Origin of the sequence: Pseudomonas sp. NFIX49, assembly GCF_900115915.1 — a bacterium.
In the GTDB taxonomy this organism is placed as follows: domain Bacteria; phylum Pseudomonadota; class Gammaproteobacteria; order Pseudomonadales; family Pseudomonadaceae; genus Aquipseudomonas; species Aquipseudomonas pharyngis.
Genome location: NZ_FOYE01000003.1, coordinates 135,792 through 149,653, shown reverse-complemented (window position 1 = coordinate 149,653; position 13,862 = coordinate 135,792). Strand labels below are relative to the sequence as shown.

Here is a 13,862-nt window from a genome sequence, read left to right as displayed (position 1 = left end):
AAGGACCGCCACCGTGAACCTGCGTGCGCTGCTCGTCGCCGCACTGGTGTTGCTGGCCGGCTGCGCCACCACGGCGCGGGCCCCGGTGACCGCGCCGGCGGTGGTGGTTTCGCCGGCGACCTGGCAGCAGATCGACCGGGAAATCGTCAGCGCCTCGAAACAGGCCACCGAGCAGGTCAAGGTGTTCGCCCGTGGCTCGATGGAACATTGGCGCATTCGGGTCTATGAGCAAACTGAAGAAAATTTCATCCCGTGGTTCAGCAGTTACTGGACCCAGGAATGGCTGTCGATGAAGGTCAGCTGGTACACGATCAGTGCCAGCGGCGAGCAGGATGCTTCGGCCAAACGTCTGGCGGCCTATCTGCTGGAGCAATATCAGGAACGCGTGCTGGCGCCGGTGGCGGTGGAGATCGACCCGGACGCGATCCTCGGCCAGTCCACCGCGTTCTACGCGCAACTGATGGCGCAGCAGATGCCAGTCATTGCCCAGCGCCACGGCGTGCCCGTTGCCCAGCTCAACGGGCGGTTGCAGAAAATCCCCGCCATCGCCCTTGGCCCGCCGCCGGCCCGGGACGCCTCGCTGTATCAGGTTGTCAGCACTGAACCGTTGAACACGCTGCCGGCCTACGCGGCGCTGATCGACAAGATTCACACCGACGGCGGCTCCAAAGGCGTGACCTCGACGGAGTCGGCCATGGCCCCGGTGGCCAAGCGCGCCAGCCAGCGCATGGAGGCGGAAATGGCCCCGCGCGGCGCTGCCAGTGCGGTGGCGGCAGCGGCAGGCAAACTGGCCGGGGCGCTGATTTCGGTCGGCGTGGCGGGCGTGCGCGCAATCATTCAGGCCAACGACCGCCCGGACAGCGAAGCGCTGATCCGCAGCAGCCTGGGCAACACCTTCGACAAGGCCTGGCTGAAACTGGTGCAAAACCCGACCACCGGCGTGATGGCCGGCACGCTGCACATGGCGGCGCAGGTCGAGGGCAATCTGGGCGGGCGGGACGAGCCGTCGGTCGGGTTGGGCGTCAACCGTGTCGAATGGCGGCCGCCCGAGTCGACTACTCAGCAGATCGAACCCACCCTGCAAGGAGAATGATCATGGCTTACATCGATGTGTTCGTGGCGCCCGTGCCGAATGCCAACCGCGAACAGTACAAAAAACACTGCGAAATCGCCGCCAAGCTGTTCAAGGAATACGGCGCTCTGGAGGTGATTCAGGGCTGGGGCGATGACGTGCCGGACGGCAAAGTCACGTCATTCCCGATGGCCGTAAAACTCAAGGAAGGCGAAGTCGTATCGGCCGGTTGGCTGGTCTGGCCGGACAAGGCCACCCGCGACGCCGGCATGGCGAAAATGATGGAAGACCCGCGCATGCAACCGGACGTCAACCCGATGCCGTTCGATGGGCAGCGGATGATCTTCGGTGGCTTCAAGGACATTCTCGAGCCTTGATGCCGCGTTGCCGGGTCACTCCGCCGACGGGGTGATCCGGCAACCTTTGCGGTTGCGGATCTGCTCGTCCGTCGGCCGCTCGCGCACGAATTCGAAACGCGGCTCACCTTCGCTGTAATGCACCAGCCAGCCCCATTCCAGTTCACTCTCATCCTGTCCGGGATTCGGCGGTCGGGCCCACCAGGGTTCCTTGCTGAGGATCTCGCGCATGACGTCCTCCGGTTGATGGCAATCGTTGAACTATAAACCCCATGCCGAGAGTCGCCAGAAACGGGCGTGTAGAATCCAGGGATCTCGACGAACGAAGGAGCGTGGCCATGACGGACGAAACGCGCGGGGATCAACCATTCAAGCGGCTGTTCTTCGCCCTGGACTGCCCGCCGGCGCAGCGCAAGGCGATTGCCCAGTGGCGCAGCGAACTGGGGTTGCGCACCGGCAAACCGGTGCCGGCGGACAACTTTCACCTGACGCTGCTGTTTCTCGGCGCGGTGCCGTTGGCGCAGATTGGCGAAGTCTGTGAGGCGGCGGCGAAGGTGCGCACGCCGGGCGAGGCGCTGAGGATTTCACTGGATCGGTTGCAGGTCTGGCGACGCGCCGGAGTGTTGTCGCTGGCGCCGGAGCAGGCACCGCAGGCATTGCTGCGGCTGGTGTATGCGCTGGAGCAGGCGATGTTGCCGTTCGGTTTTGAAGAGGCGACGCGTGAGTATCGTCCGCATCTGACGCTGGCCCGGGACTATCGCGCGCCGGAACCGGAATCCGCCACGCCGCCGGAGTTCTTCCTGCGCGCTGAACGCTTTGCGCTGTTCGAATCCCACAAGGGCCGCTACCGCTCGCTGGCCGATTGGCCACTGATCTGAGCTCACAAAAAAAGGCGCCCGAGGGCGCCTGAATTCACCTGAACCGAGGAGAGCCAGGTGAGGCCGTTCAGAGCAGGGGGCAGCGGTGGTAAGGCGCTGCGTGAACGGAAACTTTCTAGACTGATCGCTGACTGTCTGATCGTTCCCACGCTCCGCGTGGGAATGCAGCCCGGGACGCTCCGCGTCCCTTCCGGAGCTGGAACGCGGAGCGTCCCTTGAGGCATTCCCACGCAGAGCGTGGGAACGATCATCGGTGGTGCCATTACTTGCCGAGTTTCACGCGGGTCCAGCCCCGGGTCATGATCCGTTGCGTGGCAATCGGCTGATCCGGCACCGCATACAGCGTGGCCATCACCGCTTGCGGCGGGTACGAGCCCGGGTCGTTGCGGATCGCTTCGTCCACCAGCGGCGTCGCGGCTTCGTTGGCGTTGCTGTAGCCGATGCTGTTGGTGACTTCGGCGATGATGTCCGGGCGCATCAGGAAGTTCATGAACAGGTAGGCGTTCTCGACGTTGGCGGCATCGCGCGGGATGGCGACCATGTCATAGAAACTGCCGGCGCCTTCCTTGGGAATGCTGTAGTCGATCTCGACCTTGTTGCCCGATTCCACCGCGCGGGCCTTGGCCTGCAACACGTCACCCGAGTAGCCGACGGCTACGCAGATGTTGCCGTTGGCCAGATCGGAGATGTACTTCGACGAATGGAAATACGCCACCGACGGCCGGATTTTCATGAACAGCGCTTCGGCTTCGGCGATGTGCTTCACGTCCTTGTCGTTCACCGGATAACCCAGGTAGTGCAGGGCGGCCGGGAGCATTTCGGTCGGCGAGTCGAGGAAACTGATGCCGCAGGCCTTCAGCTTCTCGGCATTCTCCGGTTTGAACAGCAGATCCCAGGAATTGGTCGGCGCATTCTTGCCGAGCACTTCCTTGACCTTGTCCGGGTTGAAGCCGATGCCGATCGAGCCCCACATGTACGGGAACGCGTGGGCGTTGTCTGGATCACTGGCGGAGGCGTTTTTCAGCAGCACCGGGTTGAGGTTTTTCCAGTTTGGCAGCTTCGATTTATCCAGAGTCTGGTAGACCCCGGCCTTGATCTGCTTGGCCAGGAAACTGTTGGACGGCACCACGATGTCGTAGCCGGATTTGCCCGCGAGCAGACGTGCCTCAAGGGTTTCGTTGCTGTCGAACACATCGTAGGTCACGCGGATGCCGGTCTCGTCCTCGAACTTCTTGACGGTGTCCGGGGCGATGTAATCCGACCAGTTGTAAACGCGCAGCACCTTGTCGTTGGCCTGGGCGCCCGTGGCGATTGCGCCCAATAAGGACAGTGTCAGCAGAGTCCTGCCAAACATTTTCATCGGTGAAACTCCATTCTTTTTATTCAAAAGCTTTTAAGCCAAAGCGCAAAGCCGTAAAACGCGACGGCCCTAGGCCGTCGCTGCCACTCGTTGAGGTTGCTGCCACGATTCGTTGGCGGTCTGATCCATGGCTTCCTGAATCGCCCGCTTGCGGTTGGCTTCTGCCTTGCGGCCGAAGTACCAGACCAGGAAGGTCACCAGCGACACTGCCAGCAGAATCAGGCTGGCCACGGCGTTGATCTCGGGCTTAACGCCCAGACGCACGGCCGAGAAGACTTCCATCGGCAGGGTCGTCGAACCCGGGCCCGAGACGAAGCTCGCCAGCACCAGGTCATCCAGCGACAGGGCGAACGACATCATGCCGCCCGCCGCCAGCGACGGCGCGATCATCGGGATGGTGATCAGGAAAAACACCTTGAACGGTTTCGCGCCCAGATCCATCGCCGCTTCTTCGATCGACAGGTCCAGCTCGCGCAAGCGGGCGGAGACTACCACCGCCACATAAGCGGCACAAAACGTGGTGTGGGCGATCCAGATCGTGACGATGCCACGCTCCTGCGGCCAGCCGATCAGTTGCGCCATCGCCACGAACAGCAGCAACAGCGACAGACCGGTGATCACCTCAGGCATCACCAGCGGCGCGGTGACCAGACCACCGAACAGCGTACGACCCTTGAAGCGCGTTACGCGGGTCAGCACGAAAGCGGCGAGGGTGCCCAGCGCCACGGCGGCAATCGCGGTGTAGCAGGCGATTTCCAGCGAGCGCACCACCGAGCCCATCAGTTGGGTGTTGTCGAGCAGGCCGACGTACCACTTCACCGACCAGCCACCCCAGACCGTCACCAGTTTCGAGGCGTTGAACGAGTAGATCACCAGAATCAGCATCGGCAGATAAATGAACGTCAGGCCGAAGATCAACATGAACTTTGCAAAACCGAAGCGTTTCATCCCCGTGCCTCCATCTCTTTGGCCTGGCTGCGGTTGAACAGCAGAATCGGCACAATCAGGATCAACAGCATCACCACCGCCAGCGCGGACGCCACCGGCCAGTCGCGGTTATTGAAGAACTCTTGCCACAGCACGCGACCGATCATCAGGGTCTCCGGGCCGCCCAGCAGTTCCGGAATCACGAACTCGCCCACCACCGGAATGAACACCAGCATGCAGCCGGCGATGATGCCGTTCTTGGCCAGCGGCACGGTGATTTTCCAGAAGTTGTTGAAGTTGCTCGAACCCAGATCCTGCGCGGCTTCCAGCAGGCTTCCGTCGTGCTTCACCAGGTTGGCGTAGAGCGGCAGCACCATGAAAGGCAGGTAGGCGTAGACCACGCCGATATACACGGCCGTGTTGGTGTTGAGGATCTCGATCGGGTGATCGGTGAGCCCGGTCCACATCAGGAACGCGTTGAGCAGACCGTTGTTGCTGAGGATGCCCATCCACGCATACACGCGGATCAGGATCGCGGTCCAGGTCGGCATCATGATCAACAGCAGCAGGACGTTTTGCGTTTCCTTGCCGGTCTTGGTGATCGCGTAGGCCATCGGGAAACCGATCACCAGGCACATCAGCGTACTGAGCAGCGCCACCTTCAACGACCCGAGGTAGGCCGACAGGTACAGCTCGTCTTCGCCGAGCAGGGTGTAGTTGCCGATGTTCAGCAGCAGCTGGAATTTCTGTTCGGCGTAGGTGTAGATCTCCGAGTACGGCGGGATCGACAGCGCGGCTTCCGAGAAACTGATCTTCATCACCAGGAAGAACGGCAGCATGAAGAACAGGAACAGCCAGATGAACGGGATGCCGATGACGAACTTTCGCCCGCTGGGCACCAGACGCAGGAATTGCTGATTGAAGGTTCTCATGAGCGCAGTACCACGCCGCTGTCGTCTTCCCACCAGACGTAGACCTTGTCGTCCCAGGTCGGCCGCGCGCCACGGCGTTCGGCGTTGGCCATGAACGACTGGACGATCTTGCCGCTCGGCAACTCGACGTAGAACACCGAGTGGCCGCCGAGGTAGGCGATGTCATGCACCTTGCCTTCGGACCAGTTGTAGCGGGTCTCCGGCTTGATCGTGCTGACGAGCATTTTTTCCGGACGGATCGCGTAGGTGATCGACTTGTCCTGCACCGAAGTGCTGACGCCATGACCGACGTAGATCTTCTGCTGCAAGTCCGGGCTGTGGATGATCGCGTGACCTTCAAGGTCCTCGACCACGGTGCCGTCGAAGGCGTTCACGTTGCCGATGAATTCGCAGACCATGCGGCTGACCGGCGCTTCATAGATGTCGACCGGGCTGCCGATCTGGGCGATCCAGCCCAGGTGCATGATCGCGATGCGCTCGGCCATGGTCATGGCCTCTTCCTGGTCATGGGTCACCATCACGCAAGTCACGCCGACGCGTTCGATAATCTCAACCAGTTCCAGCTGCATTTGCGAGCGCAGCTTTTTATCCAGCGCGCCCATCGGTTCGTCGAGCAGCAACAGCTTCGGACGCTTGGCCAGCGAGCGGGCGAGGGCCACGCGCTGACGCTGGCCGCCGGACAGCTGATGCGGGCGGCGTTTGGCATATTGGGTCATGTGGACGAGGCGCAGCATTTCTTCGACGCGGGCGTCAATTTCGCTGGCCGGCAAACGGTCCTGCTTGAGGCCGAAGGCGATGTTCTGCGCAACAGTCATGTGCGGGAACAGGGCGTAGGACTGGAACATCATGTTGATCGGCCGCTCGTACGGCGGCATGTCGGTGATGTCGACACCGTCGAGCAGAATGCGTCCTTCAGTCGGCCGTTCGAAACCGGCGAGCATGCGCAGCAGGGTCGATTTGCCCGAGCCGGAGCCGCCGAGCAGGGCGAAGATTTCGCCCTGATGGATCTCCAGGGACACATCGTCCACCGCCGTGGTTTCGTCGAACTTCTTGGTGACTCGATCGACTTTCACCAGAACCTTTTTCGGTTGCTGATGACCTTCAAGAGCCTTCCTGTAAGTGCTGGAGGCGTTTGCCATGTGAAACTCCCAACAGGTTTCAGTCGCCGGGCCAACGCGGCCTGGCTTAAGAGTGGATTGCAGACCCGCACCGTGCGGGTTGTTCGGCGCCGCCGTCCTGGCTGCCGGGTGGTGCTTTTTGTTTTCGCGGTGTGTTGCTGATCGCGGATGACGGATGCGCAAGCGCGCAACCGCCGACCCCGCGGGGGCAGTAAATGGTTTTGCAATCTTTGGGTGGCGTCAGCGCTGGTTGCGTCGCGCCGCACGCTGGCGGCAAGCCTCGCCGAATGCCTGGAAAATCCGCAGGTAGTTCGGGTTGTCCAGCACCTGCCATTCCGGGTGCCATTGCACGCCGAGGGCGAAGGTCGGGCTGTGCTCCACCGAGACCGCCTCGATCAGGCCATCCGGCGCCACGGCTTCGGCGCGCAGGCCGGGAGCGAGGCGGTCGATGCCCTGACTGTGAATCGAGTTGACCTGGAATTCACCCGGCAGCTCCAGCGCTTCGAACACACCACCCGGCAATACCTTCACGGCGTGGGCCGGGGCGTATTGCACGGCGACGTCCGGGCTGTCGGCTTCGCGGTGATCGAGCATGCCCGGCAGCTCATGCACCTTCTGGTGCAGGCTGCCGCCAAACGCCACGTTCATTTCCTGGAAACCGCGGCAGATGCCGAGTACCGGAACGCCCGCCGCGATGGCTGCACGCAATAGAGGAAGGGTAGTGGCATCCCGCGCCGGATCGTGGTCCGTGCCGGGAGCGCTGTCCGGGCCCTGATAGTGGAAAGGCTCCACGTTGGACGGCGAGCCGGTCAGCAACAGACCGTCGAGCTGACCCAGCAGGTCTTCGATTTCAGTCAGTTGGCCAAGGGAAGGAATGACGACGGGCAACCCCAGCGCCGCAACGCTGACAGCGCGAACGTACTTGTCGCCGCTGATGTGATAGGGGTGCAGGCCAATCTGTTTGACGCACGCAGTAACGCCGATCAATGGCTTGAATGCCATTTTTATTCACCTCGAAGTTTGACACTTGAACGAGCTTTTCCGGAGCTTAGCCTCGTTGATTTTAATTAACAACTCCCATGTAAAAAATTCTAAACGCCGCTCATCAAATCTTTATCAAGACCGGGGCTCTGGCGCCTGTATTGGCACGAGAGTGTTAAAAAAAGCCCGAAAAATAAACGCTGGGCGGCCCTGTGTTCGCTATTGACTTCACTTTGCCGTTCGGGTTGACTGGCTCAGCGAAACAGCAGTGAACATAATAATTAACAGCTAAATAGGTGCATCATGTCGGTCCCTCTGCGTGCCGTTCAACTCAACGAAGCAAACGCATTCCTTAAGAAACATCCTGAGGTTTTGTACGTCGACCTTCTGATTGCAGACATGAACGGTGTGGTGCGCGGCAAGCGCATCGAGCGCACCAGTCTTCACAAGGTTTACGAGAAAGGCATCAACCTGCCGGCCTCGCTCTTTGCCCTCGACATCAATGGCTCCACGGTGGAAAGCACCGGCCTGGGCCTGGACATCGGCGACGCCGACCGCATCTGCTACCCGATCCCCGGCACCCTGAGCATCGAGCCCTGGCAGAAGCGTCCGACCGCGCAACTGCTGATGACCATGCACGAACTGGAAGGCGAGCCGTTCTTTGCCGACCCGCGTGAAGTGCTGGCCAACGTGGTGCGCAAGTTCGACGCACTGGGCCTGACTATCTGCGCCGCGTTCGAACTCGAGTTCTACCTGATCGACCAGGATAACGTGAACGGCCGTCCGCAATCGCCGCGTTCGCCAGTCTCCGGCAAGCGTCCGGTGTCGACCCAGGTCTACCTGATCGACGACCTCGACGAGTACGTCGACTGCCTGCAAGACATCCTCGAAGGCGCGAAGGAGCAGGGCATTCCTGCCGACGCCATCGTCAAGGAAAGCGCCCCGGCGCAATTCGAAGTCAACCTGCACCACGTGTCCGACCCGATCAAGGCGTGCGACTACGCCGTCCTGCTCAAGCGTCTGGTGAAGAACATCGCCTACGACCACGAGATGGACACCACCTTCATGGCCAAGCCGTATCCGGGCCAGGCGGGCAACGGTCTGCACGTGCACATTTCGATCCTGGACAAAGAAGGCAACAACATCTTCGCCAGCGAGGATCCCGAGCAGAACGCCGCGCTACGCCACGCGATCGGCGGTGTGCTGGAGACCCTGCCTGCGCAAATGGCTTTCCTGTGCCCGAACGTCAACTCGTACCGCCGCTTCGGCGCACAGTTCTACGTGCCGAACTCGCCGAGCTGGGGCATCGACAACCGTACCGTGGCTGTCCGTGTGCCGACCGGTTCGCCGGATGCCGTGCGCATCGAGCACCGTGTCGCCGGTGCCGACGCCAACCCGTACCTGCTCATGGCTTCGGTGCTGGCCGGTATCCACCACGGCCTGACCAACGAAATCGAGCCGGGCGCCCCGGTTGAAGGCAACAGCTACGAGCAGAACGAACAGAGCCTGCCGAACAACCTGCGCGACGCCCTGCGTGAGCTGGACGACAGCGAAGTCATGGCCCGCTACATCGACCCGATGTACATCGACGTGTTCGTCGCGTGCAAGGAAAGCGAGCTGGCCGAGTTCGAAAACTCGATCTCTGACCTTGAGTACAACTGGTATCTGCATACGGTGTGAGGCCTTTAAAAGCCCCTCACCCTAACCCTCCCGATACGTCGGACCGCCCGGAGGGAGAGGGGACTGACCGAGTTGTCTCGGGATTTCCGGCGACCTGACCGATCCAGTCGATTATGGATTCGGAAGAGATGTTTCAGGTCGGCGGAGCTCTCCAGCATCCCCCGGTCGGTCCCCTCTCCCCCCGGGAGAGGGCTAGGGTGAGGGCAGCCATCTCAAGCCGAACACACACACACCAGACACCCCCAAATTCCCCCGCGTCGAGCCACCACCATGACAACGACCCGCAACGACTGGGAACAACGCTTCCAGTCCCTGACCCTCGAATCCCGTGCCTTCATCAACGGCGAATACCGCCCGGCCATCAGCGGCGAAACCTTCGAATGCCTGAGCCCCGTCGACGGCCGTTTCCTGGCCTCCGTCGCCAGCACCGATGAAGCCGACGCCAACCTCGCCGTCGAAGCCGCGCGCCAATCCTTCAATTCCGGCGTGTGGGCGAACAAGGCCCCGGCCGAACGCAAACGCATCCTGATCCGCTTCGCCGACCTGATCCTGCAACACCAGGAAGAACTGGCGCTGCTCGAAACCCTCGACATGGGCAAACCGATCAGCGACTCGATGAGCATCGACATCCCGGCGACCGCCAACGCGATCCGCTGGAGCGCCGAAGCGATCGACAAGATCTACGACGAAGTCGCCGCCACCCCGCACGATCAACTCGGTCTGGTCACTCGCGAGCCGTCCGGCGTAGTTGCTGCGATCGTGCCGTGGAACTTCCCGCTGATCATGGCCAGCTGGAAATTCGCCCCGGCGCTGGCGGCAGGTAACTCGTTCATCCTCAAGCCTTCGGAAAAATCCCCGCTGACCGCGATCCGCATCGCGCAACTGGCGCTGGATGCCGGCATTCCGAAAGGCGTGTTCAACGTCCTGCCAGGCTTCGGTCACACCGTCGGCAAGGCGCTGGCGCTGCACATGGACGTCGATGTGCTGGCCTTCACCGGCTCCACCGCGATTGCCAAGCAACTGATGATTTATGCCGGCCAAAGCAACATGAAACGCGTCTGGCTCGAAGCCGGGGGCAAGAGCCCGAACGTGGTGTTTGCCGACGCACCGGACTTGCGCGCGGCAGCACAAGCGGCGGCCGGCGCCATTGCGTTCAACCAGGGCGAAGTCTGCACCGCCGGCTCGCGCCTGCTGGTGGAGCGTTCGATCCGCGAGCAATTCATCCCGCTGCTGGTGGAAGCGCTGCAAGCGTGGAAACCGGGGCACGCCCTGGATCCGGCGACCACCGTCGGCGCCGTGGTCGATCAGCGTCAACTGGACAACGTGCTGCGCTACATCAGCATCGGCCGCGAGCAGGGCGCCGAACTGATCGCCGGCGGCCGACGCACCCTCGAGGAAACCGGCGGCACTTACATCGAGCCGACGATTTTCGACGGCGTGACCAACGCCATGACCATCGCCAAGGAAGAAATCTTCGGCCCGGTGCTGTCGCTGATCACCTTCGACACCGTTGAAGAAGCACTGCACATCGCCAACGACAGCATCTTTGGCCTCGCTGCCGGGGTCTGGACCAGCAACCTGAGCAAGGCTCACACCTTCGCCCGTGGCCTGCGCGCCGGCAGCGTGTGGGTCAACCAGTACGACGGCGGTGACATGACCGCGCCGTTCGGTGGCTTCAAGCAGTCGGGCAACGGTCGCGACAAATCGCTGCACGCGTTCGACAAGTACACCGAGCTGAAAGCGACCTGGATCAAGCTCTAATTCTATTTACAACGGTGGACGCCGGTTTTTCCGGCGTTCCTCGGAGAACAATAATGAAACAACAACACGTCAACAGTTATTACGCCGCCACCCGCAACGAAGTCATCGACTTCCCGACGCTTGAAGATTCGGTGGAGTGCGATGTCTGCATCATCGGCGCCGGCTACACCGGCCTGTCCTCGGCGCTGTTCCTGAGCGAAGCCGGCTACAAGGTGACGGTGCTGGAAGCGGCGAAAGTCGGCTACGGCGCCAGCGGTCGCAACGGTGGCCAACTGGTCAACTCCTACAGCCGTGACGTCGACGTGATCGAAGAGCGCTACGGCGACAAGACCGCGGAAATCCTCGGCAGCATGATCTTCGAAGGCGCCGACATCATTCGTTCGCGCATCAAGGAATACGACATCAAATGCGACTACCGCCCGGGCGGCATCTTCGCAGCGATGAACAAGAAACAATTGAACGGCCTGGCCGAACAAAAACGCAGCTGGGAACGTTACGGCAATAAAAACCTGAAGATGCTCGACGCTGCGGACATCCGTCGCGAAGTCGGTTCCGACGCCTACGTCGGCGGTCTGCTGGACATGCAGGGCGGCCACATTCACCCGCTGAACCTGGCCCTCGGTGAAGCCGCGGCCATCGTGCGTCTGGGCGGCAAGATCTACGAGCAGTCCGCTGCCGTGGAAATCAAATACGGCGAGCCCAACGTCGTGCGCACCGCCAAAGGCCAGGTCCGCGCCAAGTACCTGCTGATCGCCGGCAACGCCTATCTGCCGCAAGGCCTCGACAATCGCGTGACGGCCAAGAGCATGCCGTGCGGCTCGCAGATCTGCGTCACCGAACCGTTGACCGAAAAACAGGCCCGCAGCCTGATCACCAACAACTACTGCGTCGAAGACTGCAACTACCTGCTCGACTACTACCGCCTCACCGCCGACAACCGTCTGCTCTACGGCGGCGGCGTGGTTTACGGCGCCCGTGAACCGGACGACATCGAAACCCTGATCCGCCCGAAGATCCTCAAGACCTTCCCGCAGCTCAAGGACGTGAAAATCGACTACCGCTGGACCGGCAACTTCCTGCTGACCATGTCACGCATGCCGCAATTCGGCCGCATCGAAAAAAACGCCTACTACATGCAGGGCTACAGCGGCCACGGCGTCACCTGCTCGCACCTGGCCGGCAAACTGATCTCGGAAATGATCCGCGGCGACGCCGAACGCTTCGACGCCTTCGCCTCCCTGCCACACATGCCGATGCTCGGCGGCCGCACCTTCTCCGCGCCGCTGACCGCCCTCGGCGCCGTGTACTACTCGCTGCGCGACCGTTTCGGCATCTGAGTTACCTCCCCGGCGGCTGCCCCAAAAAGGGCGTCGCCGGCTTTTTCATGTGCCGTCTATCGAACCTGCTGAGCAACACCGACAAACGTGATTTAATAGCCGCCTTTCACGGTTCCGGGACACGGGAGCAACGTGATCCGCGCGCCTTGCGCGGCACCCGCCACCCACCCCCATCGCCCTTAAGTCGTTCTCACATAAGGCTGTCATGGATACGGGTTCTCGACTCAAACTAGTACGCGAAAGCTACAAACTCTCCCAGCGCGAGCTGGCCCGGCGTAGCGGCGTGACCAATGCCACCATCTCCCTGATCGAACAGAATCGTGTCAGTCCTTCCGTCAGCTCACTGAAAAAGCTGCTCGAAGGCATCCCGATGTCCCTGGCCGACTTCTTCACCTTCGACCAGCCCCCCCGCGAACACCAATACGTCTTCCGCGCCAACGAACAACCCGACCTCGGCCGCCACGGCCTGCGCCTGCTGCTGATCGGCGCCTCGGTCCCCAGCCGCCAGATGCGCTTGCTGCGCGAGCAATACGCACCGGGCGCGAGTTCCGGGGAAGAGCCGATTGTTCACGCGGAAGGTGAAGAGTGCGGGTTGGTGACGCGCGGCACCGTGGAGTTGACGGTGGATGGGCAGGTGAGCGTGTTGAGTGCGGGGGATGGGTATTACTTTCCGACGACACTGCCGCATAAGTTCCGGAATATTGGAGCGGATGAGGCGGAGATTATTAGTGCGAATACGCCGGCGAATTTTTAAAGGTTGTTGGTCGCCATAATTTTTTTTGATTAAGGGAATAGTCAATGCAGTTCAGCTTTACACAAGTGACGGTGGGTGGTTTTGCTTTGGTTTGTGCTGTTGCGACAGCTACCTGGAATATGCGAAATGATAGGCTTGCGGAATTAACATCCATTGTTGAGGGCTATGAGAAAGCTGACAAATGGACGCTGCCTGAGACGATAAAGAGAATAGACGCTGCTTCTGCCCATCTTGATCAAAAACTATCAACTATTTTTGATTATGAAAAATTGAAGGTCGAGTTAAGTCAGGCCCGATCGGACCTTTCGGAAAAAAATCTGGAAATGGATAGAGTCAGAGCTGAGCACGACCGAAAAGTATTAGATTTACAAGGCCAAGTTGAGGTCGCGAAGAGTGACCTAAAGAAAAAAAGTGATTTTTTGTCCAGTTTGTATAGTGATGCTTCCGAGTTTTCTATTGCAGAGCACGCATCTAAGAAAATTTCAGGACTGGATATGGTAGTTTCTGTTACTTCTTTGTATCTGAATGATTCTGCAAGCGTTCTTGTGAATAATAAATTGTGGAATATGTACCCGGGTAGCGTTGTTTCTGAGAGCTTCAAGGGTAAAGACTGCAAGGTTATGATGAATGAAATTACAGATTATAAATTGGCGCATTTCACATATGTATGCGAAAAAAAACTCGAGTGATTTGTTAGAGAAATGCA

At 60.6% G+C, this 13,862-nt stretch carries 14 protein-coding genes; 8 read left to right on the top strand and 6 right to left on the bottom strand.

Annotated elements, in window-relative coordinates:
- Positions 1-13 precede the first annotated feature (13 nt).
- Both BMZ46_RS08875 and BMZ46_RS08870 read left to right on the top strand, forming a co-directional pair.
- Positions 14-1,093, top strand: a complete 1,080-nt coding sequence (locus tag BMZ46_RS08875; RefSeq protein ID WP_039770928.1) for a hypothetical protein — start codon at positions 14-16, stop codon at positions 1,091-1,093.
- 2 nt (positions 1,094-1,095) lie between these two features.
- Positions 1,096-1,449, top strand: coding sequence for a DUF1428 domain-containing protein (locus tag BMZ46_RS08870; protein WP_064595389.1), 354 nt, complete (start codon positions 1,096-1,098; stop codon positions 1,447-1,449).
- 15 nt (positions 1,450-1,464) lie between these two features.
- On the opposite strand, the gene BMZ46_RS08865 is transcribed toward BMZ46_RS08870, so the two are convergent.
- Positions 1,465-1,659 (bottom strand): hypothetical protein, encoded by a 195-nt coding sequence (locus BMZ46_RS08865; RefSeq protein WP_007957125.1) that lies wholly within the window; start codon positions 1,657-1,659, stop codon positions 1,465-1,467.
- Between the two features lie 107 nt (positions 1,660-1,766).
- Between BMZ46_RS08865 and thpR the strand changes: the two genes are divergently transcribed.
- Positions 1,767-2,306 (top strand): RNA 2',3'-cyclic phosphodiesterase, encoded by a 540-nt coding sequence (gene thpR / locus BMZ46_RS08860; RefSeq protein WP_039770924.1) that lies wholly within the window; start codon positions 1,767-1,769, stop codon positions 2,304-2,306.
- 262 nt (positions 2,307-2,568) lie between these two features.
- Here thpR and BMZ46_RS08855 read toward each other — a convergent pair whose 3' ends face one another.
- The 5 genes from BMZ46_RS08855 to BMZ46_RS08835 form a co-directional block, all read right to left on the bottom strand.
- The gene (locus BMZ46_RS08855; RefSeq protein ID WP_039770922.1) at positions 2,569-3,666 is read right to left on the bottom strand and encodes a polyamine ABC transporter substrate-binding protein; all 1,098 of its coding nucleotides are present in this window, start codon (positions 3,664-3,666) and stop codon (positions 2,569-2,571) included.
- Positions 3,667-3,735: 69 nt separating this feature from the next.
- Positions 3,736-4,614: an ABC transporter permease subunit gene (locus BMZ46_RS08850; RefSeq protein ID WP_074687818.1), complete on the bottom strand. Its 879-nt coding sequence runs from the start codon at positions 4,612-4,614 to the stop codon at positions 3,736-3,738.
- A complete protein-coding gene (locus BMZ46_RS08845) occupies positions 4,611-5,525 on the bottom strand; it encodes an ABC transporter permease subunit (protein WP_064595393.1) in 915 nt (304 codons plus the stop codon). The genes BMZ46_RS08850 and BMZ46_RS08845 overlap by 4 nt, the downstream gene beginning before the upstream one ends.
- The gene (gene potA, locus BMZ46_RS08840) at positions 5,522-6,664 is read right to left on the bottom strand and encodes a polyamine ABC transporter ATP-binding protein (protein ID WP_007957110.1); all 1,143 of its coding nucleotides are present in this window, start codon (positions 6,662-6,664) and stop codon (positions 5,522-5,524) included. The genes BMZ46_RS08845 and potA overlap by 4 nt, the downstream gene beginning before the upstream one ends.
- A 219-nt stretch (positions 6,665-6,883) precedes the next feature.
- Positions 6,884-7,645: a gamma-glutamyl-gamma-aminobutyrate hydrolase family protein gene (locus BMZ46_RS08835; protein ID WP_074687819.1), complete on the bottom strand. Its 762-nt coding sequence runs from the start codon at positions 7,643-7,645 to the stop codon at positions 6,884-6,886.
- A gap of 282 nt (positions 7,646-7,927) precedes the next feature.
- Between BMZ46_RS08835 and BMZ46_RS08830 the strand changes: the two genes are divergently transcribed.
- The 5 genes from BMZ46_RS08830 (at position 7,928) to BMZ46_RS08810 (ending at position 13,845) form a co-directional block, all read left to right on the top strand.
- Entirely contained in the window at positions 7,928-9,304 is a 1,377-nt protein-coding gene (locus tag BMZ46_RS08830; RefSeq protein ID WP_011333558.1) for a glutamine synthetase family protein, read from the top strand.
- A gap of 270 nt (positions 9,305-9,574) precedes the next feature.
- Positions 9,575-11,065 carry an aldehyde dehydrogenase gene (locus BMZ46_RS08825; RefSeq protein ID WP_064595397.1) on the top strand — a complete coding sequence of 497 codons (1,491 nt, stop codon included), beginning with the start codon at positions 9,575-9,577 and terminating at the stop codon, positions 11,063-11,065.
- Between the two features lie 53 nt (positions 11,066-11,118).
- On the top strand, positions 11,119-12,402 hold the full coding sequence (locus tag BMZ46_RS08820) for an NAD(P)/FAD-dependent oxidoreductase (protein ID WP_074687820.1): 1,284 nt from the start codon (positions 11,119-11,121) through the stop codon (positions 12,400-12,402).
- Positions 12,403-12,607: 205 nt separating this feature from the next.
- Positions 12,608-13,156 (top strand): cupin domain-containing protein, encoded by a 549-nt coding sequence (locus tag BMZ46_RS08815; RefSeq protein WP_011333561.1) that lies wholly within the window; start codon positions 12,608-12,610, stop codon positions 13,154-13,156.
- A 44-nt stretch (positions 13,157-13,200) separates the two neighbouring features.
- Positions 13,201-13,845 carry a hypothetical protein gene (locus BMZ46_RS08810; RefSeq protein ID WP_074687821.1) on the top strand — a complete coding sequence of 215 codons (645 nt, stop codon included), beginning with the start codon at positions 13,201-13,203 and terminating at the stop codon, positions 13,843-13,845.
- Positions 13,846-13,862 lie beyond the last annotated feature (17 nt).